Source organism: Bordetella trematum, from assembly GCF_900078335.1.
Classification (GTDB): domain Bacteria; phylum Pseudomonadota; class Gammaproteobacteria; order Burkholderiales; family Burkholderiaceae_B; genus Bordetella; species Bordetella trematum.
Genome location: NZ_FKBR01000011.1, coordinates 372,368 through 398,893 on the forward strand (window position 1 = coordinate 372,368; position 26,526 = coordinate 398,893).

19 protein-coding genes and 1 pseudogene are annotated in these 26,526 nt (G+C 64.8%); 7 read left to right on the forward strand and 13 right to left on the reverse strand.

Annotated features, from left to right (window positions below; genetic code table 11):
* Positions 1 to 204: 204 nt before the first annotated feature.
* From gyrB to dnaA, 3 genes are all read right to left on the reverse strand, one after another.
* Positions 205 to 2,655, reverse strand: coding sequence for a DNA topoisomerase (ATP-hydrolyzing) subunit B (gene gyrB, locus A7V84_RS05905; protein WP_025514901.1), 2,451 nt, complete (start codon positions 2,653 to 2,655; stop codon positions 205 to 207).
* 83 nt (positions 2,656 to 2,738) lie between these two features.
* On the reverse strand, positions 2,739 to 3,848 hold the full coding sequence (gene dnaN, locus A7V84_RS05910) for a DNA polymerase III subunit beta (protein ID WP_025514900.1): 1,110 nt from the start codon (positions 3,846 to 3,848) through the stop codon (positions 2,739 to 2,741).
* A 2-nt stretch (positions 3,849 to 3,850) separates the two neighbouring features.
* Positions 3,851 to 5,311, reverse strand: coding sequence for a chromosomal replication initiator protein DnaA (dnaA, locus tag A7V84_RS05915; protein ID WP_025514899.1), 1,461 nt, complete (start codon positions 5,309 to 5,311; stop codon positions 3,851 to 3,853).
* A gap of 514 nt (positions 5,312 to 5,825) precedes the next feature.
* Between dnaA and rpmH the strand changes: the two genes are divergently transcribed.
* The 4 genes from rpmH (at position 5,826) to yidC (ending at position 8,459) form a co-directional block, all read left to right on the forward strand.
* Positions 5,826 to 5,960 (forward strand): 50S ribosomal protein L34, encoded by a 135-nt coding sequence (gene rpmH / locus A7V84_RS05920; protein WP_005017166.1) that lies wholly within the window; start codon positions 5,826 to 5,828, stop codon positions 5,958 to 5,960.
* Between the two features lie 124 nt (positions 5,961 to 6,084).
* On the forward strand, positions 6,085 to 6,450 hold the full coding sequence (locus tag A7V84_RS05925) for a ribonuclease P protein component (RefSeq protein WP_025514898.1): 366 nt from the start codon (positions 6,085 to 6,087) through the stop codon (positions 6,448 to 6,450).
* A complete protein-coding gene (gene yidD, locus A7V84_RS05930; protein WP_025514897.1) occupies positions 6,447 to 6,722 on the forward strand; it encodes a membrane protein insertion efficiency factor YidD in 276 nt (91 codons plus the stop codon). The genes A7V84_RS05925 and yidD overlap by 4 nt, the downstream gene beginning before the upstream one ends.
* A 48-nt stretch (positions 6,723 to 6,770) precedes the next feature.
* Positions 6,771 to 8,459, forward strand: a complete 1,689-nt coding sequence (gene yidC, locus A7V84_RS05935) for a membrane protein insertase YidC (protein ID WP_025514896.1) — start codon at positions 6,771 to 6,773, stop codon at positions 8,457 to 8,459.
* A 186-nt stretch (positions 8,460 to 8,645) separates the two neighbouring features.
* Here the strand turns inward: yidC and katG are convergent, their stop codons facing one another.
* From katG to A7V84_RS05960, 5 genes are all read right to left on the reverse strand, one after another.
* Positions 8,646 to 10,856 carry a catalase/peroxidase HPI gene (katG, locus tag A7V84_RS05940; RefSeq protein WP_025514895.1) on the reverse strand — a complete coding sequence of 737 codons (2,211 nt, stop codon included), beginning with the start codon at positions 10,854 to 10,856 and terminating at the stop codon, positions 8,646 to 8,648.
* Positions 10,857 to 11,198: 342 nt separating this feature from the next.
* Positions 11,199 to 12,068, reverse strand: a complete 870-nt coding sequence (locus tag A7V84_RS05945; RefSeq protein WP_063491685.1) for an ABC transporter permease — start codon at positions 12,066 to 12,068, stop codon at positions 11,199 to 11,201.
* 10 nt (positions 12,069 to 12,078) lie between these two features.
* On the reverse strand, positions 12,079 to 12,909 hold the full coding sequence (locus tag A7V84_RS05950) for an ABC transporter ATP-binding protein (RefSeq protein ID WP_025514893.1): 831 nt from the start codon (positions 12,907 to 12,909) through the stop codon (positions 12,079 to 12,081).
* A gap of 2 nt (positions 12,910 to 12,911) precedes the next feature.
* Positions 12,912 to 13,949, reverse strand: a complete 1,038-nt coding sequence (locus tag A7V84_RS05955) for an ABC transporter substrate-binding protein (protein ID WP_033534297.1) — start codon at positions 13,947 to 13,949, stop codon at positions 12,912 to 12,914.
* Positions 13,950 to 13,988: 39 nt separating this feature from the next.
* On the reverse strand, positions 13,989 to 14,903 hold the full coding sequence (locus tag A7V84_RS05960) for a TauD/TfdA dioxygenase family protein (protein WP_025514891.1): 915 nt from the start codon (positions 14,901 to 14,903) through the stop codon (positions 13,989 to 13,991).
* A gap of 556 nt (positions 14,904 to 15,459) precedes the next feature.
* Between A7V84_RS05960 and mnmE the strand changes: the two genes are divergently transcribed.
* Positions 15,460 to 16,815, forward strand: a complete 1,356-nt coding sequence (gene mnmE / locus A7V84_RS05965) for a tRNA uridine-5-carboxymethylaminomethyl(34) synthesis GTPase MnmE (protein WP_033534296.1) — start codon at positions 15,460 to 15,462, stop codon at positions 16,813 to 16,815.
* 12 nt (positions 16,816 to 16,827) lie between these two features.
* Here mnmE and A7V84_RS05970 read toward each other — a convergent pair whose 3' ends face one another.
* The 4 genes from A7V84_RS05970 to A7V84_RS05985 are packed head-to-tail and all read right to left on the reverse strand — an operon-like array spanning position 16,828 to position 22,885.
* Positions 16,828 to 18,234: an efflux transporter outer membrane subunit gene (locus A7V84_RS05970; RefSeq protein ID WP_063491686.1), complete on the reverse strand. Its 1,407-nt coding sequence runs from the start codon at positions 18,232 to 18,234 to the stop codon at positions 16,828 to 16,830.
* 11 nt (positions 18,235 to 18,245) lie between these two features.
* The gene (locus A7V84_RS05975) at positions 18,246 to 21,335 is read right to left on the reverse strand and encodes a MexW/MexI family multidrug efflux RND transporter permease subunit (RefSeq protein WP_025512309.1); all 3,090 of its coding nucleotides are present in this window, start codon (positions 21,333 to 21,335) and stop codon (positions 18,246 to 18,248) included.
* Positions 21,332 to 22,444 carry an efflux RND transporter periplasmic adaptor subunit gene (locus A7V84_RS05980; RefSeq protein ID WP_025512308.1) on the reverse strand — a complete coding sequence of 371 codons (1,113 nt, stop codon included), beginning with the start codon at positions 22,442 to 22,444 and terminating at the stop codon, positions 21,332 to 21,334. Before A7V84_RS05980 ends, A7V84_RS05975 begins: the two co-directional genes overlap by 4 nt.
* A 24-nt stretch (positions 22,445 to 22,468) precedes the next feature.
* Positions 22,469 to 22,885, reverse strand: a complete 417-nt coding sequence (locus A7V84_RS05985) for a DoxX family protein (RefSeq protein WP_025512307.1) — start codon at positions 22,883 to 22,885, stop codon at positions 22,469 to 22,471.
* 199 nt (positions 22,886 to 23,084) lie between these two features.
* Here A7V84_RS05985 and A7V84_RS05990 point away from each other — a divergent pair, with 199 nt between their 5' ends.
* The gene (locus A7V84_RS05990) at positions 23,085 to 25,157 is read left to right on the forward strand and encodes a prolyl oligopeptidase family serine peptidase (protein WP_063491687.1); all 2,073 of its coding nucleotides are present in this window, start codon (positions 23,085 to 23,087) and stop codon (positions 25,155 to 25,157) included.
* Positions 25,158 to 25,173: 16 nt separating this feature from the next.
* On the opposite strand, the gene A7V84_RS05995 is transcribed toward A7V84_RS05990, so the two are convergent.
* Entirely contained in the window at positions 25,174 to 26,139 is a 966-nt protein-coding gene (locus A7V84_RS05995) for a LysR family transcriptional regulator (protein WP_025512303.1), read from the reverse strand.
* A gap of 157 nt (positions 26,140 to 26,296) precedes the next feature.
* Between A7V84_RS05995 and A7V84_RS06000 the strand changes: the two are divergent.
* A pseudogene (locus A7V84_RS06000) lies at positions 26,297 to 26,526 on the forward strand (NADP-dependent malic enzyme); the annotation flags it as partial.

Consider the following 26,526-nt stretch of genomic DNA (forward strand, 5'->3'; position numbering starts at 1 on the left):
CAACGACAGCAAATCAAAGACGACACGGCTTTCCTCGACATCCAGTCCGGGCACTCAGGGAGCAAGCACGCAGAAGCCGCCCAAACCCGCTGCGTGCCCCATCATCATAATCCTCGTGCCAGCCCGGGCCCTGCGGGCCGCCCGATCCCAAAAAGAATGGCTGCCCGAAGGCAGCCACTCATGAGGACAGCGCAGGCCGGCCGGTCAGACGTCGATGTTGCCCGCCGACAGAGCGTGCGTCTCGATGAAGGCACGGCGCGGCTCGACGTCGTCGCCCATCAGCGTGGTGAAGACCTCGTCAGCCGCGATGGCATCCTCGATCTGCACGCGCAACAGGCGGCGCACGGAGGGATCCATGGTGGTTTCCCAGAGCTGTTCCGGGTTCATCTCGCCCAGACCCTTGTAGCGCTGCTTGCTCAGGCCGCGTTCGGCCTCGGAGCGCAGCCACTGCATGGCTTCGCGGAAGTCCGCCACCGGCTGCGAACGGCGCTTGTCGCCCTCGCCGCGGGCCACCACGGCGCCTTCCTTGACCAGGCCCAGGAAAGTGCTCGCGGACTTGGACAGCACACTGTAATCGGCGCCGCGCACGAAGTCGGCGTCAATGATGCTGATGCGCACGTTGCCGTGATGCATGCGGCGGATGACCAGGCGGCGCTTGTCGGCCTGCTCGTCGTACTCTGCGACCACTTCCACGCCGTTGCCATCATGGCTGCGCAACGCATCCTGCAGACGCTGCGCCGACGCCTGCGCCTCGACCTCGCTTTCCAGGTTGATCTGCACGCCTTCGGCCAGCGCCGAGAGCGCCGGCACGTCGAACACGCGCGACAGGCGCGAGATGACGGTGTCGGCCAGCACATACTGGCGCGCCAGCTCACTCAGGCTCTCGCCACGGATGGGCTCGGCGCCTTCGGCCGGGATCAGTTCGGCATCCTTGAGCGCCAGTTGCAGCATGAACTTGGCCTCTTCGACCTCATCCTTCAGATAGCGCTCTTCGCGGCCGACCTTGACCTTGTAGAGCGGCGGCTGGGCGATGTAGACGTGGCCGCCCGAGACCAGCTCGGGCATCTGGCGATAGAGCAGCGTCAGCAGCAGGGTGCGGATGTGCGCGCCATCGACGTCCGCGTCAGTCATGATGATGAGACGGTGATAGCGCAGCTTCTCGATGTTGAAATCCGGCCCGATGCTGGTGCCCAGGGCGGTGATCAGCGTGGCGATCTGCTCGCTGGCGATCAGGCGGTCGAAACGCGCCTTCTCGACGTTGAGCACCTTGCCGCGCAGCGGCAGGATGGCCTGGAACTTGCGGTCGCGGCCCTGCTTGGCCGAGCCGCCTGCCGAGTCCCCTTCCACGATGTACAGCTCGCACAGCGCAGGGTCTTTTTCCTGGCAGTCGGCCAGCTTGCCGGGCAGGCCGGCGCCTTCCAGCACGCTCTTGCGGCGCGTCATCTCGCGCGCACGGCGCGCGGCCTCGCGCGCCCGGGCGGCTTCGACGATCTTGCCGCACAGCGCCTTGGCATCGTTGGGATTTTCCAGCAGCCAGGTCTCCAGCGACCGTGCCACGGCATCCTCGACGGCCGGCCGCACTTCGCTGGAGACCAGCTTGTCCTTGGTCTGGCTGCTGAACTTGGGCTCGGGCACCTTGACCGACAGCACGCAGGCCAGGCCCTCGCGCATGTCGTCGCCGGCGGTCTCGACCTTGGCCTTCTTGGCCAGCTCGTTGTCGGCGATGTACTTGTTGATGACGCGCGTCATCGCCGCACGCAGGCCGGTCAGGTGGCTGCCGCCATCGCGCTGGGGAATGTTGTTGGTGAAGCACAGCACGCTTTCGCTGTAGCTGTCGTTCCATTGCATGGCCACTTCGACGCCCACCGGCACGCCGCCGGCCGAGGAATCGGTGCTCACCGCAAACACATTGGGGTGCAGCACGGTCTTGGCGCGGTTGATGTACTCGACAAAGCCCTTCACGCCACCCGAGAAGGCGAAGTTCTCTTCCTTGCCCTGGCGCTGGTCGATCAGGCGGATCTTCACGCCATTGTTCAGGAACGACAGCTCGCGCAGGCGCTTGGAAAGGATCTCGTAGTGATATTCGATGTTGGAGAAGATCACCGGGTCGGCCAGGAAGCGCACTTCCGTGCCGCGCTTGTCGGTCTGGCCGGTCACGGCCAGGGGCGCCACGCGCTGACCCTGACGGAATTCGATCTCGTGCACCTGGCCGTTGCGACGGATGGTCAGCCGCAGCCACTCGGACAGCGCGTTCACGCAGGACACGCCCACGCCGTGCAGGCCGCCCGACACCTTGTAAGAGTTCTGGTCGAACTTGCCCCCGGCGTGCAGTTCGGTCATGACGATTTCGGCGGCGCTGCGGCCGAACTCGTCGTCCTTGTGCACGTCGGTCGGAATGCCACGGCCGTTGTCCGTCACCGAAATCGAGTTGTCGGTGTGGATGGTGACCACGATATCGTCACAGTGGCCGGCCAGGGCTTCGTCAATGGCGTTGTCGACCACTTCGAACACCATGTGATGCAGGCCGGTGCCATCGGATGTGTCGCCGATGTACATGCCGGGGCGCTTGCGCACCGCCTCCAGCCCCTTGAGCATCTTGATCGAATCCGCGCCGTAGCCGCTGGTCTCGGGAGTGGTGTTCTGTTGATCTGCCATAGCTCTGTTCAAAAATAAAAGGCGGCCATTGAGGCCGGTCCGCCAGCGCATTGCGCCAGCGGCCTATGCCGGTTTGCTGCGGATCAGATCCGCATCGGCATGACGACGTACTTGAACTGATCGTCGTCGGGCAGGGTGATGAGCGCCGACGCGTTGGCGTCGGGCATGACCGACCACTGCACGTTCTCCACCTTGACGTTGGCCAGCACGTCGAGCAGGTAGCCGACGTTAAAGCCCACGTCCAGCGGCTCGTGGCCGTAGTCGATATCGATCTCTTCCTGCGCCTCTTCCTGCTCGGCGTTGGAGGAGGAGATCTTCATCAGGTTCTGCACCAGTTGCAGACGCACACCCTTGAATTTATCGGTCGTCAGAATCGCGGCACGCTGCAGGCTGCCCTGCAGGGCTTCGCGGCTGACGTTGAAGTGACGCGTGTAGTTCGTGGGGATGACCCGCGAGAAGTCGGGGAACTTGCCTTCGACCAGCTTAGAGACCAGCTCGACATCACCGAAGCGGAAACGGATCTGGCCCGGCGCGACATCCAGCGACACCGGTTCGTCGGAGTCTTCGAGCAGACGCTGCATTTCCAGCACGGTCTTGCGCGGCACGATGACCTCATGGCGCTCGGCGATCCCATCGGCCTCGGTGGCGCAGTGCGCCAGGCGATGGCCGTCGGTGGCCACGGCGCGCACGCGGCCCGGCTCGAACACCAGCAGCATGCCGTTCAGATAGTAACGGATGTCCTGCTGGGCCATGGCGAAGTGCACCATGTTGAACAGATGCCGCAGGGTACGCTGCGGCATCGTCAGCGAGACGTCCCACTGCTCGGGCTGCGCCACGGTCGGAAACTCGCTGGCGGCCAGCGTCTGCAGGGCGAAGCGGCTCTTGGCCGACTGCACCGACAGCTTGCTCGAGGCCAGGGCCAGCTTGACCTCGCCGGTGTCCGGCAAGGCCTTGAGGATGTCCAGCAGCTTGCGCGCGGCCACGGTGGTGGACTCGTTGCTCTCGCCCACACCGAAGTCGGCATGCGTGGTGATCTGAACTTCCAGATCGGTGGCAATGAAAGCGACCTTGTTGCCTTCCTTGCGCATCAGGATGTTCGCCAGGATGGGCAGGGTATGGCGTCTTTCGACGATGCCCGCCACAGTCGACAGCGGCTTCAGCAATGCATCGCGTGTGGTTTGTACGAGTTGCATGGTCATCCTTTGAGAGTTTGTTCCAACACGTGCAGGGTATGGTTGAGCTCGGCCTGCTTGGCACGCGCATCGGAAATCTTGCGAACCGCGTGCAACACCGTCGTGTGGTCACGGCCGCCGAACAGATCACCGATCTCGGGCAGGCTTTTCTGGGTCAACTCCTTGGCCAGGTACATCGCCACCTGGCGCGGCAAGGCAATATTCGCGGGCCGGCGTTTCGAATACATGTCGGCCACCTTGATCTTGTAGAAATCCGCGACCGTCTTCTGGATATTCTCGACCGTGATCTGGCCGTTGGACACCGACAGCAGATCCTTGAGCGCGTCCTTGCAGACATCCACATTGAGGATGTCGCGACCATGAAAGCGCGCATAGGCCAGCACCTTGCGCAACGCGCCCTCGAGCTCGCGCACGTTGCTGCGCAGATGCTTGGCGATGAAGAAGGCCACTTCCTCGGGCATGGGCACCCCCTCGGATTCGGCCTTGCGCAACAGAATGGCGACCCGCATTTCCAGTTCCGGCGGCTCGATGGCTACCGTCAGGCCGGAGTCAAAGCGCGAGATCAGACGGCTGTCGATGCCCGACAGCTCCTTGGGATAGGTGTCGCTGGTGATGATGATCTGCTTGCGCTGCGCCACCATCGCCTCGAACGCATAGAAGAACTCTTCCTGCGTGCGGTTCTTGCCGGAGAAGAACTGAATATCGTCGATCAGCAGCAGATCGAGCGAATGGTAGTAACGCTTGAAATCATCGAAGGCCTTGCGCTGGTAGGCCTTGACCACGTCCGAGACATACTGGTCGGCATGCACATAGCGCACCCGCACCCCGGTGCCGGCGGCCACCATGGCGTTGCCGATCGCATGGATCAGGTGGGTTTTGCCCAGACCGACCCCGCCATACAGGAACAGCGGGTTATAGGAAGTGCCCGGATTCTCGGCCACCTGCAAGGCAGCCGCACGCGCCAGCTGGTTCGCCTTACCCGTGACGAAATTGTCGAAGGTCAGGTCGGTATTCAGTCGCGAGCGCTCATAGACGATGTTGGCGGCCTCGACGGCAGCCGCGCTTTGCGCGAGCGAAGGCGCCGGCTCGGCGGCCATCGGCGCGGGCGCCGGGGCCGCAGCCGGCGCGCTCGGCATGGCCGGCGGTGGCGCACTGGGCATCGGCACGGGCGCGGCGGCGCTCGGGCGGGGAGTCATGGGCATGCGTGGCGCGGCGCCGTGGCTGGGCAACTCGAACTGCACCTGCACCGGACGCTGATACCACTCGGTAGCCAGCGCCTCGATCTGATGCGAAAAGTTCTTGCGGACCCAATCCAGCTTGAAGCGGTTGGGGGCAGCCACGCGCAGCACCGCCTGCGCTTCGTCAAAGGCAAGCGGGACCAGCGGTCTTATCCACGCGCTGATTTGTTGGGGGGGAAGCTCCTGCTCAAGACGACTGACGCAGGTCTGCCAGAATTCTTTCATGTCGCTCTTGTTCAAACCTCGATTCTACCGCTTTTGGGCATAAGTTATCCACAGCCTGGCCGGGCACCGTCATTCGGGCCTCTACCTAACTGATTGACAAGACTGGAGAAACTTGCTGAAATGGTGGGCTTTTCCGAATTCTGTCTGTCAGAAGGTTCCGTTGGAACTGCACGGGAAGCAGCGAAAACCTCATCTATCTCAGAGATTTAGCAAGATCGGGGGGATTTGGCTGCCAGCGCGTATAGCGATATCCGCGCCGCATTGGCCACCTAGGCTTTGTCACCCATTTTGCTGCATGTCTTTGCTTGTCCACCGCGCCATCGGCACGGTGCGTAAAGCGTTACCGACATCGGCATGCTGGCGATGGCAGCGTCCGGGTCCAGCTGACGTGCTCCCGGCCTCGGGCCCCGTCCCAAGATCAGCTGCGCGCTGATGCCGGGATACCCGCCCGGGTCATTGCGACCAGGAACCTCCAGGCAGCCCCTTCTGACTTTGTTCTTTTTGTGGATCGTCCATGAAACGCACCTACCAACCTTCCGTCACCCGCCGCAAGCGCACCCACGGCTTTCGCTTGCGCATGAAGACCCGCGCCGGCCGCGCCATCCTGAACGCCCGCCGCGCCAAGGGCCGCAAGCGTCTGGCCGTTTAATACCGGCCTCGCTGCGGATTTCGTCCCTTTGCCCGGCACGCCTGCCGCCTCTGGAGCGGGCATCCTGCCTCTCCCCGAGCGGGCCGGCAGCCGGCAGATGGAGGGTCCGCCGCCCCTGTCAGCCATGACACGCGCCCGCTTTCCCGCCCAGGCGCGCCTGCATCGCCCCTCCGAGTTCGCTGCCGCCCTGAAGGGCCGACGGCTTGCCCGAGGGGCGATGTTCGTTGTCAGCGCCGCGGCGCCCGCCGACGAAGCCGACCCGACTGCTCGCCTGGGCCTGGTGATCGCCAAACGCTTTGCGCCGCTGGCCACCACCCGCAACGCCATCAAGCGCGTGCTGCGCGAGGCCTTCCGCCACCAGCGGCAGGGCTTGCCTGCGCGCGACTATGTCGTACGCCTGCACAGCCGGGTCACGCCGGCCACCCTGACCGCGCTCAAGCGTGCCGTGCGCAGCGAAGCGGATGCCTTGTTCGGGCGGATCGCAAAATGATCAAGGCCCTGCTGATTGCGCCCATCCGCTTCTATCGCTTTTTCCTGAGCCCCTGGATCGGCCGCCAATGCCGCTTCACGCCGACCTGTTCGGCCTACGCCATCGAAGCGATCGAACGCCACGGCCCTGTGCGAGGCCTGTGGCTGGCGGCAAGGCGCATCGGGCGCTGCCATCCCTGGTCGCCCGGCGGCCTGGATCCCGTGCCAGCAAGCCCGGACGAAGCCAGCAAACCCGACTGCTGCGGCCATCATGCCCGTAGCGGACCCGATTGACGTTAAACTTGCGGGCTTTGCGGGTCCGCTCTCTTTTCCTCAGGCACTATGGATATCCGACGCACCATCCTCTGGATGATATTTTGCTTCTCGCTGTTGCTCCTGTGGAACAACTGGCAAGTCAGTAACGGCCAGCAGTCGCTGTTTGCCAGCACGTCCACCGGCGCGGACCAGAACGCGTCCGCCAACAGCAACGGCACGCCGCCGGCCAACGGCAATGGTGCCAACACGGCCGTACCCAGCGTGCCTGCCAGCGCCCCGGCAGCGCCCAGCTCCGTGCCGGGCAGCACGGCGCCCGCACCGGCGCAGGCCGAACAGGTGGTCGTCACGACCGACGTGCTGCGCCTGACCTTCAACACGCTGGGCGCCCAACTGGTGCGCGCCGAACTGCTGAAATATCCGATCAGCAGCGACAACCCGCGTCCCATGGTCCTGCTGGACCGTTCGGCCGACCTGATCTACACCGCCCAGACCGGCGTGATCGGCGCAGGCCAGAACTTCCCCACCCACCAGACGCCGTTCGCCGTGACCAGCACCGAACGCGAACTGACCGGCGACAAGCTGGCGGTGCGCTTCGAAGCGGAATCGGGCGGCCTGCGCGTGGTCAAGACCTTCACCCTCGATCGCGGCAGCTATGACGTGCACGTGCGTCACGACGTGACCAACCTGGGCGCCAATACGGTGTCGCCGTCGGTCTACCTGCAACTCGAGCGCGACGGCAACGATCCCAGCGGCACGTCCAGCTTCTACAACACCTTCACCGGTGTCGCGGTCTACTCCGAGCAGGACAAGTTCCAGAAGATCTCCTTCTCGGACATCGCCAAGAACAAGGGCAGCTACATCCGCCACGCCGACAACGGCTGGATCGGCATCGTGCAGCACTACTTCGCCACCGCCTGGGTGCCCCAGGAAGGCAAGCCGCGCAGCAACGAACTGCTGCAACTGGCGCCCAATCTGTATGCCGCGCGCACCATCGTGCCGGTGGGCGACGTGGCTCCCGGCAGCACCGTGGCCTCCGACTCGCAGCTGTGGGTCGGCCCGCAAGACCAGCAGGCCATGTCGGCAGTCGCCCCGGGCCTGGAACTGGTGGTCGACTATGGCTGGCTGACCATCATCGCCAAGCCGCTGTTCGCCCTGATGACCTGGCTGCACAGCCTGCTGGGCAACTGGGGCTGGACCATCGTGGCCCTGACCGTGATCATCAAGGCGGTGTTCTATCCGCTGGCCTCGGCCAGCTACCGCTCGATGGCGCGCATGAAGCAGGTCGCCCCGCGCCTGCAGGCCCTGAAAGAGAAGTACGGCGATGATCGCCAGAAGCTCAACCAGGCCATGATGGAGATGTACCGCCACGAAAAGATCAATCCGCTGGGCGGCTGCCTGCCCATGCTGGTGCAGATCCCGGTCTTCATCGCCCTGTACTGGGTGCTGCTGGCCAGCGTGGAAATGCGCGGCGCCCCCTGGATTCTCTGGATCCATGACCTGGCCGTGCGCGACCCGTACTTCATCCTGCCGGCAGTGATGATGGGCACCATGTTCCTGCAGATCAAGCTGAACCCCACGCCGCCCGATCCCATGCAGGCCAAGGTCATGATGATCATGCCGCTGGTCTTCGGGGGGATGATGTTCTTCTTCCCGGCCGGTCTGGTGCTGTACTGGTGCGTGAACAACACCCTGTCCATCCTGCAGCAGTGGAGCATCACGCGCAGCATCGCGCGTCAGGCTGCCAAGCGGGGTTGATGTCGCAGACGGACCCTGGCGTCCGTCCCCCCGCACACCGCGCCCGTACCTCTGGTACCGGCGCGGTTTTTCATGCCCCCGGCAAAGCCCCGCGACACAAAAAAGCCCCGCCGCCCGGCAGGGCGAACGGGGCAGGGGCGACACATCGCACCGCGCCTTTCCCGGGAAAGGCGCGGGCACGCAGACTCAGGCCAGATCGAAACGGTCGAGGTTCATCACCTTGACCCATGCCGCCACGAAGTCCTGCAGGAACTTATCCTGCGCGTCGTCGCTGGCGTAGACCTCGGCCAACGCCCGCAACTGGGCATGGGCGCCAAACACCAGATCCACCCGGCTGGCGGTCCAGCGCCGCTCTCCGGTGGCCCGGTCCCGACCTTCGAAATGCTCCCGCTCCGGTGAGACCGGGTGCCATTCGGTGCGCATATCCAGCAGGTGACGGAAGAAATCATTGCTGAGCACCCCGGGCCTGTCGGTCAGCACGCCGTGTCGCTCGCCATCCGCACCCACGTCCAGCACGCGCAAGCCCCCCACCAGAACCGTCATCTCGGGCGCGGTCAGGGTCAGCAACTGGGCCTTGTCGATCAGCAGGTGCTCGGCCGGCACGCTGAAGCGCCCCTTGAGGAAATTGCGGAAACCATCATGCACCGGCTCCAGCACCGCAAACGAGGCGGCATCGGTCTGCGCCTCGGAGGCGTCCATGCGGCCCGGCGAAAACGGCACCGTGACCGTGTGACCAGCCTGCGCTGCAGCATGTTCGATGGCAGCACAGCCGGCCAGTACGATCAGGTCGGCCAGCGAGACCCGCTTGCCATCGGCCTGCGCACCATCGAATTCCGCCTTGATGGACTCCAGCGTTTGCAGAACCCGCGCCAGGGACTCCGGCTGGTTGACCACCCAATCTTTCTGTGGCGCCAGCCGGATACGGGCGCCATTGGCGCCACCTCGCTTGTCCGAGCCACGGAAGGTCGACGCAGACGCCCAGGCCGTAGCAACCAGTTCGCTCACCGACAGGCCGCTGGCCTGGATGCTGCGCTTGAGCGCGGCAATATCCGCCTCATCGATCAAAGGATGATCAACCGCATCGATCGGATCCTGCCAGACCAGCGCCTCGGCCGGCACCTCCGCCCCGAGATAACGCGAGCGCGGCCCCATGTCGCGATGTGTCAGCTTGAACCAGGCGCGGGCGAAGGCATCGGCAAACTGCTCGGGGTTTTCGTAGAAGCGGCGCGCGATCTTTTCGTAGGCCGGATCGGTACGCAGCGCGATGTCGCTGGTGAGCATCGATGGCGCATGGCGTCTGGATGCATCATGGGCATCGGGCACCGAATCAGCACCGGCGCCATGCTTGGGCCGCCATTGATGCGCGCCGGCCGGGCTCTTGGTCAGTTCCCACTCGTAACCGAACAGGTTCCAGAAGAAGTTGTTGCTCCAGCGCGTGGGCGTGGACGTCCAGGTGACCTCCAGGCCGCTGGTAATGGTGTCGCTGCCCTTGCCGGTGCCAAAGCGGTTCTTCCATCCCAGCCCTTGCTGCTCCAGCGGCGCGGCTTCGGGATTGGGCCCGACATTGTCGGCCGGCCCGGCGCCATGCGTCTTGCCAAAGGTATGGCCGCCGGCGATGAGCGCCACGGTTTCCTCGTCATCCATGGCCATGCGGGCAAAGGTTTCGCGAATGTCGCGTGCCGAGGCCAGCGGATCGGGGTTGCCGTCAGGGCCTTCCGGATTGACGTAGATCAGGCCCATCTGCACCGCGGCCAGCGGATTCTCCAGTTGGCGCCTGTCTTCGTTTCCGGCCGGCTGATCGCCCTTGCCATAGCGCGCATCGCCGCCCAGCCAGGTTTTCTCGCTACCCCAGTAGACATCCTGATCGGGCTCCCAGGTATCGGCCCGCCCGCCGGCGAAACCGAAGGTCTTGAACCCCATGCTTTCCAGCGCGACGTTACCGGCCAGAATCATCAGGTCAGCCCAGGAAATCTTGCGGCCATACTTCTGCTTGACCGGCCACAGCAGGCGTCGCGCCTTGTCCAGGCTGACGTTGTCGGGCCAGCTGTTGAGCGGCGCAAAGCGCTGCTGCCCACGCCCGGCGCCGCCACGCCCGTCGCCGATCCGGTAAGTGCCCGCGCTGTGCCAGGCCATGCGCACGAACAGCGGCCCATAATGACCGAAATCGGCGGGCCACCATTCCTGCGAGTCGGTCATCAGGCTCGCCAGATCATCTTTGACGGCCTGCAGATCCAGACTCTTGAACGCCTCGGCATAGTCAAAGCCCGCGCCCATGGGGTCGGACTTGCTGGAGTGCTGGCTGAGCAGATCCAGCCTCAGTTGCTGCGGCCACCAATCGCGATTGGTCGTGCCGCCCCCGGCCGCGTGAGTGAAGGGGCATTTTGCTTCGTGGGACATACGCTCTCTCCTGGGAGGTTGAAGCTGCCAAGCCGGCAATCCCACCCCGACCGCCCGCACGGCAAGGGTCTTTGACTCGACAGCGAGGCGGCCAAGCCGCCTTTCCGCATCGTGCCGCCTACCTGCAGGATCCTTCCGTTTCCAGAGCCGGAAACAGACCAGACCAACTGGCTTCAGTGGCGCACAAACACTGGAATTGACTATACGGAAGCCACGCAAAATCAAGAATTTGATTGATGCAATCCTCGTCATAGGTCGCCCCTATGCCGGATCGCGGATGCTGCATCCGAAAAAAAAGAAGGCCGTCCCAGGCCTTCTTTCCCCCCTTGCCGGCGTATCGCTTCAGCGCTGCATACCCCAGCGACGCACCGTCAGCCGCTCGCAGGTTTCGAAAACCAGGTTTTCCACAAGCAGACCAATCAACACCACCATCGCCAAACCGGCGAAAACACGATCTGTGTATAACTCGTTGCGATTCTGATAGATGTACCAGCCCAGCCCGCCTTCGCCGCTGGAAGCGCCGAACACCAGCTCGGCGGCGATCAGCGTGCGCCAGGCAAAGGCCCAGGCAATACGCAGCCCCGACAGAATGGCCGGCAGGCCTGCCGGCACCAGAATCGCCAGCACGTAGCGCAGGCCGCTCAGGCCATAGTTGCGCCCGGCCATGCGCAAGGTCTGGGGCACAGTCAGGAAACCCGAGTACATGTTGACCGCCAGCGCCCACAGCACCGAATGGATCAACACGAAGATCAGGCTGCCCTCGCCCAGGCCGAACCACAGCATGGCCAGCGGCAACAGGGCGATGGCGGGCAGGGGATTGAGCATGGCCGTGAGGGTGGACAACAAGTCGCGCCCGAAGCGGCTGGATATCGCTGCGGTCGTGAGCACGAATGCCAGCGCGACCCCGGCGGCATAGCCCTTGAGCAAGACCACCAGCGAACCCGCCGCGCGCGCCGGCAATACACCGTTGGCCAACTCCGCCGCAAAGGCCTGGGCCGTCTGCCAGGCACCGGGCAACAACAGATCGTTGCCGGCCCAACGGGCAGCCCCTTCCCAGAGCACGAGCAACAGCAGCAGGATGACGCTCTTGCGCAGCGCGGCATGACGCCACAGGCGCTGCCAGCGCGGCAACGCAACCTCCAGTGGCAAAGCGGGCAGGGGATCCAGGCGGCATTCAAACTCGGGACGCGCAATCAGGCTGTGATCGTTCATGGCGCGCTCCTCAGGCAACGGCCTGCATCGCGGCCGGCGGCGCGCCGGCTTCATCGAACAACAGGCCATGAATGCGCTGGGCAGCACGCTGAAAGGCCGCCGACCCGGCGCTGCGCAGATCGAATTGCTGGGCATTCAGTTCGGCGCGCACACGCCCGGGATGCGGAGAGAGCAACAGGATCCGGCTGCCGAGCACCAGCGCTTCTTCGATCGAATGGGTCACGAAGAGCAGCGTGAACGGGCTTTCCTCCCACAGGCCTTGCAGCTCCTGCTGCATGTTGCGCCGGGTCAGCGCATCAAGCGCCGCAAACGGTTCGTCCATCAACAGAATGCGTGGCCGCATGGCCAGCGCGCGCGCAATCGCCACACGCTGCTTCATGCCCCCCGACAGCGTATGCGGATAGGCATCGGCAAACCCGGCCAGCCCGACCTTATCCAGGTAGTGCATGGCACGCTCATCCGCCTCGGCGCGCGACAGGCCGCGCGCCGTGCGCAGCGGAAAGGCCACATTGCTGCGCACGGTTTTCCAGGGCGGCAGTTGATCGAACTCCTGGAACACCACGACACGGTCGGGGCCCGGCCCCTCGATGACCTTGCCATCCAACAGCAACCGGCCTTCGACCGGCGGCAGAAACCCGGCCGCAGCCTTGAGCAGGGTGGACTTGCCGCAACCGGATGGCCCCAGCAGGATGAAGCGGTCCTGCGGCAGCACATCGAAGCTGACGCGGTGCGTGGCCCGCACCCGGTGCGTCGGGCTGCGGTACTCCAGACTGACCTCTTCGGCGCGCAGAATGGGCGCAGGCAGGCTGCGGGCGGCAAAAACTTGGACGCTGTCGGCCATGATCAACTTCCCTGCGCGACCAGCGCATCGTCAAAGAAATAGGCCTGCCAGCTTTCCGGCTTGTTCCTGATGGCGCCTACCTCATGCATGAACTCGGCCAGCGGATAGGTGTTGCGCGGCGCCAGGGTGAAAGCCACCTCGGGGCTTTTGATGATGCGCACCAGCAGCTCGCGATCTATCTTGCTGCCGCTCACGCGCAGGTAGGCATCGGCCGCCGCCTCGGGATTCGTGGCGGCAAAGCGCGCCGCCTCGGCCAGCGCGGCCTGAAATGCGGCATAGGTCTTGGGATTGCGATCGCGGAAGGCTTCGGTGGCGAACAGTACCGTCGAGGACGCAGGGCCTCCCAGCACATCATAGGAATTGAGCACGACGTGCGCCTGCGGATTGGCGGCAAGCTCCTGTTCCTGGAATGGCGCGTTGGCGAAATGCGCGGTGATCTCGGTTCCCCCGGCAATCAGGGCGGCGGCCGCATCCGGATGCGGCAGTGCTACCGAAATCTTGTCCAGCCTGTTGAAATGCTCCTTGCCCCAGAGCTTGGCCGAGGCCAGTTGCAGCAATCGCGACTGTACCGACACGCCGACCGCCGGCAAGGCGATGCGGTCCTGCTCGGTGAAATCGGCGATGCTGCGCACCTGCGGATTGATGCTCACCAGATAACTCGGGAAATTACCCAGCGACGCCACCCCCTTGACGTTCTGGCGGCCCCGGGTGCGATCCCAGAGGGTCAGCAAAGGCCCGACGCCGGCAGCCCCGATGTCGATGGCGCCGGACAGCAGCGCATCGTTGATGGCCGCGCCTCCCGACAATTGCTTCCATTGCACCTCGATATCGAGACCGGCCTCCTTGCCATGCTTCTCGATCAGTTGCCGATCGCGGGCAATGTTGAGCAGCAGGTAGACGATGCCATGCTGCTCGGCAATACGCAGGCGGCCTTCGGCCTGCACCGGCGTCGGCGCGGACAAGGCCAGCAGGACAATGAACAGGGCCAGCACGCTGGCGGACAGAAAACGCTGAAGACGACTTTCGACGGGAGTGGACATGACGATTGGGCTCACGGGGCAGGGGGCGTTGAAGGCGGCTCAGAACGGCGCGTCGCCTTCGATCGTGGTGCGGTACAGCGTGCGGCGCAGTTGCGCCGGGCAACCGGTCGCCAGATGGATCAGACTGCGGTTGTCCCAGAACACCAGATCGTGGGCACGCCATTGGTGCCGATAGACATGCGCGGCGCGCACGCTGTGGGCGAACAGCTCATCCAGCACCTGACGGCTCTCGTCCTCGGGCAGCCCTTCGATGCGCGTGGTAAAGCCTTCGCTGACGAAAAGCGCGCGGCGCCCGGTCTCCGGATGGGTACGCACGACCGGATGCACCACCTCGCGCACTTGTGCCAGCTGCTCGGGGCTGAGGTTCGGCCGCCAGTTGCCGCGCTGCTGGAGTTCGCCATACTTGGCCAGATAGGAATGCACCGCGCGACGGCCATGCACCGCTGCCAGAAGAGCGGCCGGCAAGGTGTCGTAGGCCAGGTGCATGTTCGCGAACAGGGTATCGCCGCCTTCGGCGGGCAATTCCTGGGCATGCAGCAAGGACCCCAGGCTGGGGATGGCCTTATACGAAATATCGGAATGCCAGTAGCGCCCCGCATCGCCCAGCCCCACCGGCCGGCCGTCCTCCACAACGTTGGACACCACCAGGATTTCCGGATGGCCGGGCAGGTGAAACTGATGCAGCACATGAATCATCAGGCGGCCGAAGCGGCGGCTGAAATCGATATGCTGCTGCGGCGTGATCCGCTGATCGCGAAACACCAGCACATGATGATCGAGGTGCGCCTGATGAATGCGCGAGAAATCGGCGCTACCGAGTTCACGGCTCAGGTCCAGACCCAGCACCTCGGCGCCGGTACCCTCGGCAAATGGCACGATCTCGAACTCGTGCGCAGCCAACGGCGCTGGCGGCTGCCAGGTTTCGGTGGGGCGAATGGCGGTGCTGACGGACATGATCGGCTCCTTGTCGGGATGGCTTTGGAGCGACCCATTATGGAAACCCCGCTCATGGCGGCCAACGAAGAATTCGGTGTTTATTCACAGCCCGACGTCATAAATCCAGGCTGTGATTAACTTATTCCACAGGGATGCACACGCCGGCGAAAATCCCCCCTCCCAGGGAGAAATGCGGTTTCCAACAAAAAACGTACTGTCATTTTCAACAGAGTTATCCACAGAATCTGTCCCGGCTGCTATGAAAACCTGCCATCAAAAGCTGTGGAAAAGACTGTGAAAAGCGGGTGGAAACTCGGTGAATATGCTGTGGGCAAGCTGTCCATAACTGACCCAAAGCTGTGCATAAGCAGGGCGGACTCCAGCGGAAATGGCGCATTTCCCGCAGCTGACCGGGTATCGGCATCGGCGCGCGCCCCGGCCCATTTCTCGTACTCGCCAAGCCATGCCCGCTCGGCGACGTGCCTTGTCCACAACCCGGCCCGGGCAGGCGGGGCAGGCCGCGACCAGCGGGTATAGTCCGCTATTGACCTGATTTTCTGCCTTGATTCCCGCCATGAGTGCAAGCCTTCCCATCGCCGCCATCGCCACCGCCCCCGGACGCGGCGGCATCGGTGTCGTGCGCGTTTCGGGCCCGCGTCTGGATGCCTACATCCGTGATCTGCTGGGCCGCGACCTGACCCCACGCCACGCCCATTACCTGCCTTTCACCACGGCCGAAGGCGAACACATCGACGAAGGCATTGCGCTTTACTTCAAAGGGCCGCACTCCTATACCGGCGAAGACGTATTGGAATTGCAAGGCCATGGCGGCCCGGCGGTCCTCAAGCGCCTGCTGGCACGTTGCCTGCAGGCCGGCCACGGCCTGGGCATGCGCCTGGCAGAACCCGGCGAATTCACACGCCGGGCCTTTCTCAACGACCGCCTGGACCTGGCCCAGGCCGAAGCTGTCGCCGACCTGATCGACGCCTCTTCCGAGGCGGCCGCGCGCGGCGCCATGGCCTCGCTGTCGGGGGATTTCTCACGCCGCGTCAACGCCCTGGCCGAGCGCATCATCCATCTGCGCATGCTGGTCGAAGCCACGCTGGATTTCCCCGAAGAAGAAATCGACTTCCTGGAAAAATACCAGGCCCGTCCTGCGCTCGACGGCCTGCGCGAGGACCTGCATGCGCTCATTGCCCAGGCCCGGCAGGGCGTCATCCTGCGCGAAGGCCTGCATGTCGTGCTGGCGGGCCAACCCAATGTCGGCAAAAGCAGTCTGCTCAATGCCCTGGCCGGCGACGATATCGCCATCGTGACCCCCATCGCCGGCACCACGCGCGACAAAGTCGTCCAGGAAATCCACATCGAAGGCGTGCCGCTGCACATCGTCGATACCGCCGGCCTGCGCGATACCGATGACACCGTCGAGAGTCTGGGCATCGAACGCAGCTGGAAGGAAATCGAACGCGCCGACCTCATCCTGCACCTGCAGGACGCCACCGCCCCTGGCGATGTGCTCGACAAGGCCATCACCGCCAGATTGCCGGCGCGCACCCCCGTGCTGTCCGTCTACAACAAGACGGACCTGCTGGCGCCTGACGCGCCCCCCCTGCCGCAAGGCGCCATCGGCATCTCCGCACGCCAAGGGCAGGGCCTGGACACGCTGCGCACGCGCCTGCTGCAACTGGCCGGCTGGAACCCCGGCGGCGAATCGCCCTGGCTCGCGCGCGAACGCCACGTCCATGCCCTGCAAGCGGCCGCCGAACACCTCGAACTCGCCGCCGAACACGCCACCCACGACGACCGCGTGCTCGACCTCTTCGCCGAAGAACTGCGCCTGGCCCACGATAGCCTGGGCAACATCACCGGCAAGTTCACCAGCGACGATCTGTTGGGCGAGATTTTTTCTAGCTTCTGCATCGGGAAGTAGCGACGAAGGGGTTCATGCCGTGCCCCAGCCCAGCGCCTTGTACAAGGCCACCACATAAAAATGCGAGGCCATCTCGGCCTGGGCGACGTCCTGTTTCAGGCGGAACAGTTCACGCTGGTTTTCCAGCACCGACAGGTAGCTGCCGGATCCTGCCTGATAGCGCTTGCGGGCAATATCGAAGGCGCGTTCGGCATGGTCGGCAGACTGCATCAGCGAGCCCATGTAGCGCTGGTGCTCGGTGAGGCTGACGACGGCGTTCTCGACTTCTTCCTGGGCCTGCAGGAGGGCCTGCTCATATTGCGCCTGGGCCCCTTGTGACAGGGCCTGCGTGCCGCGCAGGCGCGCACGCGCATTGCCCAGCCGCAGGGCGGGCCAGGTGGCTCCGGGGGCCAGGTCGAAGGCGCGCGTGGCAGCATGCCCGAAGTCGGCTCCGCGCAGAGCGAAAAAACCGATGAAGCCGCCCAGATCGAAACGGGGATACAGCTCGGCCGTGGCCGCCGCCACGTCGTGCACGCTGGCGGCCCACTGTCGTTCGGCCCGGCGCACGTCGGGACGGTTACGGATGAGGGCGTCCACATCGCCCAGCGGCAGCTGACGAGAAAAAGGCTGCGCGGAAGGGGGCGGCACCGTCAGTTCACCCTGGCCCGGACGTTGCCCTGTCAGTACATCCAGGCGCATGCGCGCCTGTTGCAGGGCGGCAGTCAGCGGTGCGATGTCGGCTTCGCTGCGCATCAGCTGGCTGCGGGCGTTTTCCAGGTCTTCAGGCAGGCCGCTGCCGGCCCGCCGATGCGCGTCGATCAGCTGCACAGTTTCGCGCCAGTTGCCGACCTGCTGCTGCGCCACAGCCAGGCGACGCATCAGACCCTGCGCGTCGAAGTAGCTGCGCGCCACCTCGGCGGCAATGCTCAGCCGCATGAGCTCCAGCTCGGCTTCGCTGGCCTGTGCACGCGCCTGCGCGGCCTGGCTCAGCCGTTCCAGGCGACGAAAGACATCGATTTCCCACTGCATATCGAAACCGGCCCGCCAGGACTCCGACAGCGTACGCACGGGTTTACCGTGTTCGTCGAACTGCTGCTGGCTGCCACGCTGATAGCCCGCCGAGGCCGTCACGCCAGGCACGCGGTCCCATTGACGCTCATCGAACACCGCCCGGGCAGCCAGAAGATTGGCCTGCGCCTGGCGGATGTCATGGTTGTGGATCAGGGCGGCGTCGACCCATTGGGCCAGCACCGGATCGTCAAACAGGGTCCACCACTGCGCCGCGACGCTATCGGCCGGCACGCCCGCATGGTCCGCAGCCTGGGGGCTGTGCAGCGCGATCGGGGCGATGGGGAGCGGTTCGTACTGCGGTCCCACTGCGCAACCCGCCAGCGCCAGCAGGGCGGCCAGCATGCCGGCCTTGGATGAATACATGGTCATGATAGTTTTCCTCATGCCGCCGGCCCTTGTTCCAGGCGGTCGATCTGCGCCAGCATGCGCGCACGCGGCGTGACGATGCGGTGATCGCGCGCCAGCCAGGCGTAGACCGTCGGCAACACGAACAGCGTGAACACCGTGCCGACAAGCATGCCGCAGACGATCACAACGCCCAGGCCGAAACGACTGTTGGCGCCGGCCCCGCTGGCAAACAGCAACGGCACCACGCCAAAGGCCATGGCGCCGGTCGTCATCAAGACCGGGCGCAGGCGGATCTGGGCCGCGCGGATGATGGCCGACACCTTGTCCAATCCCTGGTGGACCTGGAGTTCGTTGGCAAACTCCACCATCAGAATGCCGTGCTTGCTGATCAGGCCGATCAAGGTCACCAGGCCGATCTGCGTGTAGATGTTCAACGTTGCCCAACCCAGCGCCAGCGGCAGCAATGCGCCGCAGATCGACAGCGGCACCGTGATCAGGATGATGAGCGGATCCACCAGGCTTTCATACTGTGCCGCCAGCACCAGATAGATCACCACCAGCGCGGCCAGGAAGGCAAACACCAGCGCGCTGCCTTCCTGCACGTACTGGCGCGACTCGGATTGCCAGTCGTGGCTGAAACCCGGCGGCAGATCGGCGACTGCCTGCTCCAGGAAGGCAACCGCCTGGCCCAGCGAGACACCCGGGGCAGGGATGCCCTGCAGCGTGGCCGCGTTCTGCTGATCGAACTGGTTCAGGCGATTGGGCTCGACCTGCAGATCCAGCGTAACCACGGTAGACAAAGGCACCAACTGGCCATCCCCGGTACGCACGAACTGGCGCGCCAAGGCCTGCGGCGTCAGGCGCTGGTCGCGCACGCTTTGCGGAATCACATCATAGGAGCGGCCATGCAGAGCGAAACGGTTGATGTAGTTCTCGCCCACCAGCACCCCCAGCGAATCGCCGATGTCCTGCAGCCGGATCCCCAGGCTGGCCGCCTTGGCGCGATCGATCGACACCTGCACCACCGGGTTGTCGTACTCGAGGTCACTGTCGACCACCACGAACAGGCCGCTCTCTCGCGCGCGCTGCTTGATGCCTTCCATGGCCTCGTAGATCACCGGATAGTCCTGGGCGCTGCGCAACACCATCTGCACCGGCAAGCCGCCGCTGGACCCCGGCAGGGGCGCCACCTGGAACGCGAAAATGCTGCTGCCCTCTATCTCACCGACTTCGCGCTGCAGTTGGGCCACCACCTCCGGCTCCTTGCGCTGGCGTTCGCTCCATTCGGACAGGTTCACCCCGCCAAAACTGGCCGCCGGCCCATCGGTGCCGCTGATGATCCACGTCCCGACACTCTCGGGGATACGCTGCATGACCTGATGCAGGGAATCGGAAAAGCGTTCGGCGTACTCCAGGCTGGCGTGTTGGGGAGATTTCACCGCGGCCAGGACCGCCGCCTGATCTTCCGCAGGCGCCAGCTCGCGCTTGGGAAGCTGATACAGCAGAGGCAGGCTCAGGCAGACCAGCACGGCCACCGCGCCGCTGATCCAGCGCCGCTTGAGCGAGGCCTGAAGAATGCGGCCATAACGCTGCGAAAGCCCGCCAAAGACATGCTCGGCCATGCGCGCCATGCGGCCTTCCTGCTGCCCCGATGCCAGCAGCAAGGAACTCATCACCGGCGAAAGCGTGAGCGCCACAATGCCGGATACCACCACGGCGCCGGCCAGCGTCAGCGCAAATTCGCGAAACAGCGCACCGGTCAGGCCGCCCATCAGGCCGATGGGCGCATAGACCGCCGCCAGCGTCAGCGTCATGGCCACGACAGGGCCGGCAATCTCGCGCGCCCCTGCCAGCGCTGCAGCCACCGGCGATTTGCCCTCCTCGATGTGGCGGTGCACGTTCTCCACCACCACGATGGCATCGTCGACGACCAGGCCGATGGCCAGCACCATCGCCAGCAACGTCAACAGATTGATGCTGAATCCGAAAGCCAGCATCAGGGCCGCCGCCCCCAGCATGGACAGCGGGATCGCCACGACCGGAATGATCACGCTGCGCAGCGATCCCAGGCACAGCCAGATCACCACCACCACAATCAAAACGGCTTCGGTCAGCGTGTGCATCACTTCGCTGATCGAGGCCTCGATAAAGCGCGCCCGTTCGTAAACCATCTGCACCTTCACGCCGGGCGGCAAGGTCTTCTGGATCTCGGGCAGCAGATCACGAATGCCCTGCACGATGATCAAAGGATTGCCACGAGGCGTGGGATAGACCGACAGATACACCGCCGGCTCGCCGTCCATCTGCGCACTGGTCTGGGTAGCCGCCGCGCCCAGTTCGACGGTGCCCACGTCGCGCAGTCGCACCAGACCGTTGCCGTCGTTGCGGATCACCAGATCGCGGAATTCTTCTACGCTGCCCAGGTCGGAGTTCACGCGCACATTGGCGATCACGTACTGGCCGCGTACCTGTCCGGGCGCGGCCTGATAATTGTTGCGCCGCACCGCCTCGGCCACATCGGCCGCGGTCAACCCGCGTCCGGCCAGACGATCCGAGTCCAGCCACAGCCGCATAGCGAGTTTCTGCCCGCCTTCGACCTGAGCGCGGGCCACGCCGTCGATGCCGGAGACCAGCGGCTCGACCACGCGCGACAGATAATCCGTCAGTTCGGGAATGGACAGATCGCCAGTCGTAAAGCCGACATAGGCGACTGCCGTGGAGTCGCCCGCCGACAGCTCCACCACCGGATCGTAGGCCCGCTCGGGCAGGCGATAGCGCACCTGATTGACCTTGGCCATCGCTTCGGTGAGCGCCTGCGTGGAATCACGATTCAGCGCCATGCGCAGCGTCACGAGGCTGCGACCCTGCACCGAAGACGAGGACAGGTAATCGATGCCCTCGACCGACGAGACGGCCTGGGCAATGGGCTGCGTGACGAAGCCCTGCATGAGCTCGGCCGACGCCCCTGGATACTCGGTGGTGACGGTGATGGTGGAAGTCTCCAGCATGGGATATTGCCGGATCGGCAATTTGCTCAAGGCAAACGCGCCCAGCAACACGATCAGGCTGCTGACTACGAGCGCCAGCACCGGCCGGCGAACAAACAGATCAGTGAATTTCATGATGCCTGCTCCTGAGCCGCACCGGCCGGCGCCTCATGCAGGACATCGCGCGCGGCCACATCGATAGGCATGCCATCGCTGAGCTTGATCTGCCCCGACACCACCACGCGGTCGCCTTCGTTCAGGCCCTGCAGGATTTCCACCAGGCCTTGCCAGCGCTCGCCCGTCTTGACCGCCACGCGATGCACGGTAGGCGGCTGATCGCCCTCGGTACGCGCCACAAAGACGGTCTGCCCATACGCGGTGTAGGTCACTGCGGTTTCTGGCACCGTCAGTACCGACACCGGTTGCGGCGGCTTGACCTGGACATTGGCGAACATGCCGGCTCGCAGACGGGGATCGGCCGCATCCAGACGCGCCTGTACCTGCAGCGTGCGCGCCTTGCCCACCCACGGATCGATGGCGCTCAGGGTGGCCGGGAAAACCTCCTGCGGCCAGGCATCCAGACGCAACTGCACCGGCTGGCCCACATGCAGATGCGGTGCCGCCAGCTCATCGAGCGAGAAATTCACCTTCAAGCCCTGCGTGTCGATCAGGCTCACGATGGCCTCGCCGGGCTGCAGGTATTGCCCTTCATGCACGCGGCGTATGCCTGCCACGCCATCAAAGGGCGCGCGCAGCGCCTTCTGGTCGATCACCGCCTCGATGCGACGCAGCTCGCCGGCGGCCATGTCGCGCGCCGCGACCGCGTTCTCCCACTGTTCCTGCGTGGCCACTTTCTCGGCCAGCAACTTGCGCGTGCGCGCCAGCGTGGTTTCCGCGTTGCGAAGCTGAGCCCGCAGGCGCAAGCGTTCGGCCTGTTCAGGCGCGTCATTGATCTGCACCAGCAGGTCTCCGCGCCTGACGGGCTGGCCCGAATCAAAGGCGATACGGACAATGCGCCCAGCCACTTCGGAGGCCAGCGCCACCTGACGGGCGGCCTCCAGCTCACCCACCCCGTGCAACGTGCGCGGCGCCTGACCGCGCACGACGGAAGACAGCGCCACCTTGGGATTGGGCCAGGCGCCGCCGTCCTGGGCGGCGCTGTCGCGCAACAGCCAAACCCCCGAGGCAATGGCGCCGGCGATCACGACGGCCGTGACGACCGCCCATTTTTTCTTGTTGCTCATTAGCTATCCTTTGCATCCTGCCGTTCAGACGGCCAACAGACGTTTTCGCAAGTGGCCGGCGATCGCCGCTGCCATCAAGCCGCCGATCAACGACAAGTGCTCCAGCGCCCAGAAAAGGGCCGGCTGCGCCTGATCCGCGGGCAGCGCCCAGAAACGGTGCACCACCACGATGGTCAAGGCGAGAAACACCGCCAACGCGCCGCTGCCCAGCCACAGCGCGCGGTCCAGCAGAATCAGCACCGAGCCGCCCAACAGGGTGACGGCGGTGGCAATGTTGAACAGCCAGTCCGGGTGCAGGCCGGCGCTGCGCATCTCCGCCAGGCTGGCCTCATAGGCCAGCAACTTGGCCAATCCCGAAGAGACGAAAACCACCGCCAGCAAAAGGCGGGCCAGCAGCCACAGCCAACGGCTGGTCAACACAGTGTCGAGAACATTGCGCATGCGCGGAAACTCCTGAATCGGCGGCTGGCTGACGGCCAGCCTTGGATGGTTGAAAACTCCCTGCTGCCGGAACACAGAATTCCCGACAGCCTGGCGACACCATAAAACCTCGACTTAAGTTGAGGTCAAGAGATTTCCGGACGGACCGGGCGCAGCTTATGATGGGCGTCTTTCCAACCGTGCTACAGGACGGCGCAGCTTGAATCCTCCGGCCCCTACCAAAGACCCTTTTTCCTACCTGGAATCGCTGCGCAGCCGCGCTGCCGACCAATGGGTGAGCGAGCAGAACGCGCGCACGCAGCAGGCACTGGGCGACAGCCCAGCCGTGGCAGCACTGACGCGGCGGCTGATTGCCATCTATGATTCGGCCGACCGCATCGCCACCTGCTCGCGCCACGGCGACTGGGGCTACAACACCTGGACCGATGCGCAGCATCCGCTGGGGCTGGTACGGCGCACACCGTGGCAGGCCTGGCTTGATGGCGAACCCCGCTGGCAGTCCGTGCTGGATGTCGACGCGCTGGCGCTCAACCGCGCCAATGCCGACGGCACGCGCTGGACACTGGCGGATTTCGATCTGCGCCACCCCGATGGCGAACGCGCCCTGGTGAGCCTGGCTCCGGACGGCTCCGACGCCTGCGCCATCCATGAATTCGACATCGCCACGCGCGCCTTCCTGCCACAAGGCTTCACCCTCGCAGAACCCGGCCAGCACGGCATGGCCTGGATCGATGATGACAGCGTCTACGTAGCCTGGGACGACAGCGCACATAACCCGCAAGCCGAGCTCACCGTGGCCGGCCACCCGCGCTATACGCGCTACTGGCGACGCGGCCAGCCGCTGGCCGACGCCCCCATCGTGCTGACCTGTCCGCCCGAGGCCATTTCCGCGCACGCCTGGTTCGACCACGAGGCCTGCCGTCATCTGGCAGTCATTTATCTGGGCATGTGGCGCGCCCAATGGCTCTGGCGCGACGCCCCCGACGCGCCCTGGCAGCGTTATGACATCCCCGACGACGCCGAGATCTGCGAATGGCGCCAATGGCTTTTCATCACTCTGCGCACCGACTGGCAGATAGCGGGCCAGACACTGGCCGCCGGCAGTCTGGTGGCCATCGGCCGCGACGCATTCCTGAGCGGCGCGCGCGCGTTCACCGTGCTGTTCACGCCGCAGGCGCGCCGTGTGCTGGCCGACCTGGACTTCACGCGCAACCAGGTCATCGTCACCGAACGCCACGATTGCATCACCCAGATCAAACTCTGGCATCCCCCCGGCGATGCCTCGCACGCGTGGCGCAGCGCCTCCTACCCCTTGCCGGCTCAGGGTTCGATCGTCATCAGCGCCGTCGACAGCCTGCGCGACGACACGGTGTTGATCGACGTGGATGACTTCCTGACGCCTCCCGCGCTGTATTACGCCGATCTTTCCCAACCGCAGCCATGGCAGCGGCTTGCCCGCCTGCCGCCCCAGTTCGACAGTCAGGGCATGCGCGCGGAGTTGCGTCACGTCACTGCGCCCGACGGCGAATCAATTCCGTATTGGCTGATCGGCCGGCTCGATCAGGGCGGCCCGCGCCCCTGCCTGCTGTATGGCTATGGCGGATTTGAAGAAGCGCTCGACGAACCTGCCTACCTGGCCACAGCGGGCGTGACCTGGCTGGAGCGCGGCGGCCTGTATGCCATCGCCTGCACACGCGGTGGCGGCGAGTTCGGTCCGGCCTGGCACCAGGCGGCGTTGCGCGAGAAACGCCAGGTGGCCTTCGATGATTTCATGGCGGTGGCGCAGGACTTGAACGCCAGCGGCGTGACCACCCCGCGCCAGCTCGCCATCAGCGGAGCGAGCAACGGCGGCCTGCTGGTTGCCGCCTGCATGGTGCAACGCCCTGAGCTTTTCGGCGCCGTGCTGTCAGCGGTTCCCGTACTGGATATGCTGCGCTTTCACCGCTTGCTGCAAGGTGCAACCTGGGTCGAAGAGTATGGCGATCCCGAAGACCCGCAGGCACGCCGCTATCTGCAAGCCTATTCGCCCTATCACAACGTGCAGGCCGAGGCCGCTTACCCGCCCGTGCTGTTCACCACCTCCAGCAGCGATGATCGCGTGCATCCCGGTCATGCGCGCAAGATGGCGGCCCGCATGCAGTCTCTGGGGCACGCTGACGTCTGGTACTGGGAGCGGCGCGACGGCGGTCACGGCGCCGGCGTCGAAGCCCGCGGCATCGCGCAGGCCGAAGCCCTTGAAAGCGAGTTTCTCTGGCGCGCAGTGAACCGCTAGGGCAGGGCGGCGCGCGCTATATGCGCGCGCCGTAAAGTTGCCCGCAAACTTCGCGCAACGCCTGCGCGAAGAGTTCATCCACGTCACGCGCACGGCCCTCCTTGCGGGTAAAGAGGGCAATCGGAGACAGCGCCCATTCAAACGTGAAGGGCACCACTGCCACCCCTGATATCCGCACCAGTTCATCGGCGATATCGGCAGGCAGGGCCGATATCGCCCGTTCACTGGCCGCGACCATTTCACCTATCAGCTTGGACGAGTTGGTTTCCACCACGGGAATCGGAGGCGGCAGACCTTCGCCCAGGAAGACATCGGCCACCTGCTCGCGCATGGGCGTATTGGGCGTACCGAGAATCCAGTCCAGGTCCGACAGATCGGCCCAACTCAGCCGCCCCCGGTTCAGGCGCGCAGCCAGACGCCGGCTGGCTATCAGGCGCGGACGCTGCCGATACAACACTTCAAAGCGCAGCCGCTGGTGCATGGCGCTGGGCGTGGCGCGCGCGATCACCGCATCCAGGCCATGCTGGTCGAGATGTTCGAGCAGCATGTCGCTGGTGCCCTCATGCACCGTCACCGACAGACGCCGCCCCCCCGGCAGGGTGCGCGCAATCGCCGCCGACAGCAGTTGTCCGGACACGAAGGGAATCACGCCGACATTCACATGTCCCGCCTGCCCGGACGCCGCCGCCTCCATATCACGCGCCAGATGATCCAGGTCGTGCAGCATGGCTTGCGCACGCGCCAGGGCGATATGCCCCAGCTCGGTAGGCAGCATGCCGCGCATCGACCGGGTAAAGAGCGGCGCGCCGAACATGGTTTCGATTTCGGCCAGGGCGCTGGTGACCGCCGGCTGGCTGGTCGCCATATGCTGCGCCACCCGCGTCAACGAGCCGTGCTGCTGAATCAGCAGCAACAGGCGCAGGTGGCGCATTTTCAGGCGCGAAATCAGGCGATGCATGATTTCAGCGGCATTCAGGCTCATGATCCGGCCCCATCATCCTTGATTTCGGTACAGCTATAAGCTTTATCTTATGAGTATATAAAAAGCCCAAATTACTTTCTTATGGCCGGTCTTTAGACTACAGCTTGATCCTCTTTCCAGGCCTGCTCAGCCAGGCCACCAGCCAGCGAGACCCGTCATGCCCCAGAATCCCAACCACCGTCAGGCCGCCCTCGACTATCACGAGTTTCCGCGCCCCGGAAAGATCGCCATCACCGCCTCCAAGCCCCTGGTCACCCAGCGGGATCTGGGCCTGGCCTATACCCCGGGTGTGGCGGCGGCCTGCGAAGAGATCGTGACCGACCCGCTCAACGCTTTTCGCTTTACCGCGCGCGGCAATCTGGTCGGGGTGATTTCCAACGGCACGGC

Bases quoted from the DNA above. Each gene is read 5' to 3' on its own strand.
- A7V84_RS05980 (WP_025512308.1), bottom strand. From the start codon at position 22,444: ATGAGCAACAAGAAAAAATGGGCGGTCGTCACGGCCGTCGTGATCGCC.
- A7V84_RS05950 (WP_025514893.1), bottom strand. From the start codon at position 12,909: ATGGCCGACAGCGTCCAAGTTTTTGCCGCCCGCAGCCTGCCTGCGCCC.
- katG (WP_025514895.1), bottom strand. From the start codon at position 10,856: ATGTCCCACGAAGCAAAATGCCCCTTCACTCACGCGGCCGGGGGCGGC.
- A7V84_RS05970 (WP_063491686.1), bottom strand. From the start codon at position 18,234: ATGACCATGTATTCATCCAAGGCCGGCATGCTGGCCGCCCTGCTGGCG.
- A7V84_RS05985 (WP_025512307.1), bottom strand. From the start codon at position 22,885: ATGCGCAATGTTCTCGACACTGTGTTGACCAGCCGTTGGCTGTGGCTG.
- yidC (WP_025514896.1), top strand. From the start codon at position 6,771: ATGGATATCCGACGCACCATCCTCTGGATGATATTTTGCTTCTCGCTG.
- A7V84_RS05945 (WP_063491685.1), bottom strand. From the start codon at position 12,068: ATGAACGATCACAGCCTGATTGCGCGTCCCGAGTTTGAATGCCGCCTG.
- dnaA (WP_025514899.1), bottom strand. From the start codon at position 5,311: ATGAAAGAATTCTGGCAGACCTGCGTCAGTCGTCTTGAGCAGGAGCTT.
- mnmE (WP_033534296.1), top strand. From the start codon at position 15,460: ATGAGTGCAAGCCTTCCCATCGCCGCCATCGCCACCGCCCCCGGACGC.
- yidD (WP_025514897.1), top strand. From the start codon at position 6,447: ATGATCAAGGCCCTGCTGATTGCGCCCATCCGCTTCTATCGCTTTTTC.
- A7V84_RS05995 (WP_025512303.1), bottom strand. From the start codon at position 26,139: ATGAGCCTGAATGCCGCTGAAATCATGCATCGCCTGATTTCGCGCCTG.
- gyrB (WP_025514901.1), bottom strand. From the start codon at position 2,655: ATGGCAGATCAACAGAACACCACTCCCGAGACCAGCGGCTACGGCGCG.
- dnaN (WP_025514900.1), bottom strand. From the start codon at position 3,848: ATGCAACTCGTACAAACCACACGCGATGCATTGCTGAAGCCGCTGTCG.
- A7V84_RS05955 (WP_033534297.1), bottom strand. From the start codon at position 13,949: ATGTCCACTCCCGTCGAAAGTCGTCTTCAGCGTTTTCTGTCCGCCAGC.
- A7V84_RS05925 (WP_025514898.1), top strand. From the start codon at position 6,085: ATGACACGCGCCCGCTTTCCCGCCCAGGCGCGCCTGCATCGCCCCTCC.
- rpmH (WP_005017166.1), top strand. From the start codon at position 5,826: ATGAAACGCACCTACCAACCTTCCGTCACCCGCCGCAAGCGCACCCAC.
- A7V84_RS05975 (WP_025512309.1), bottom strand. From the start codon at position 21,335: ATGAAATTCACTGATCTGTTTGTTCGCCGGCCGGTGCTGGCGCTCGTA.
- A7V84_RS05960 (WP_025514891.1), bottom strand. From the start codon at position 14,903: ATGTCCGTCAGCACCGCCATTCGCCCCACCGAAACCTGGCAGCCGCCA.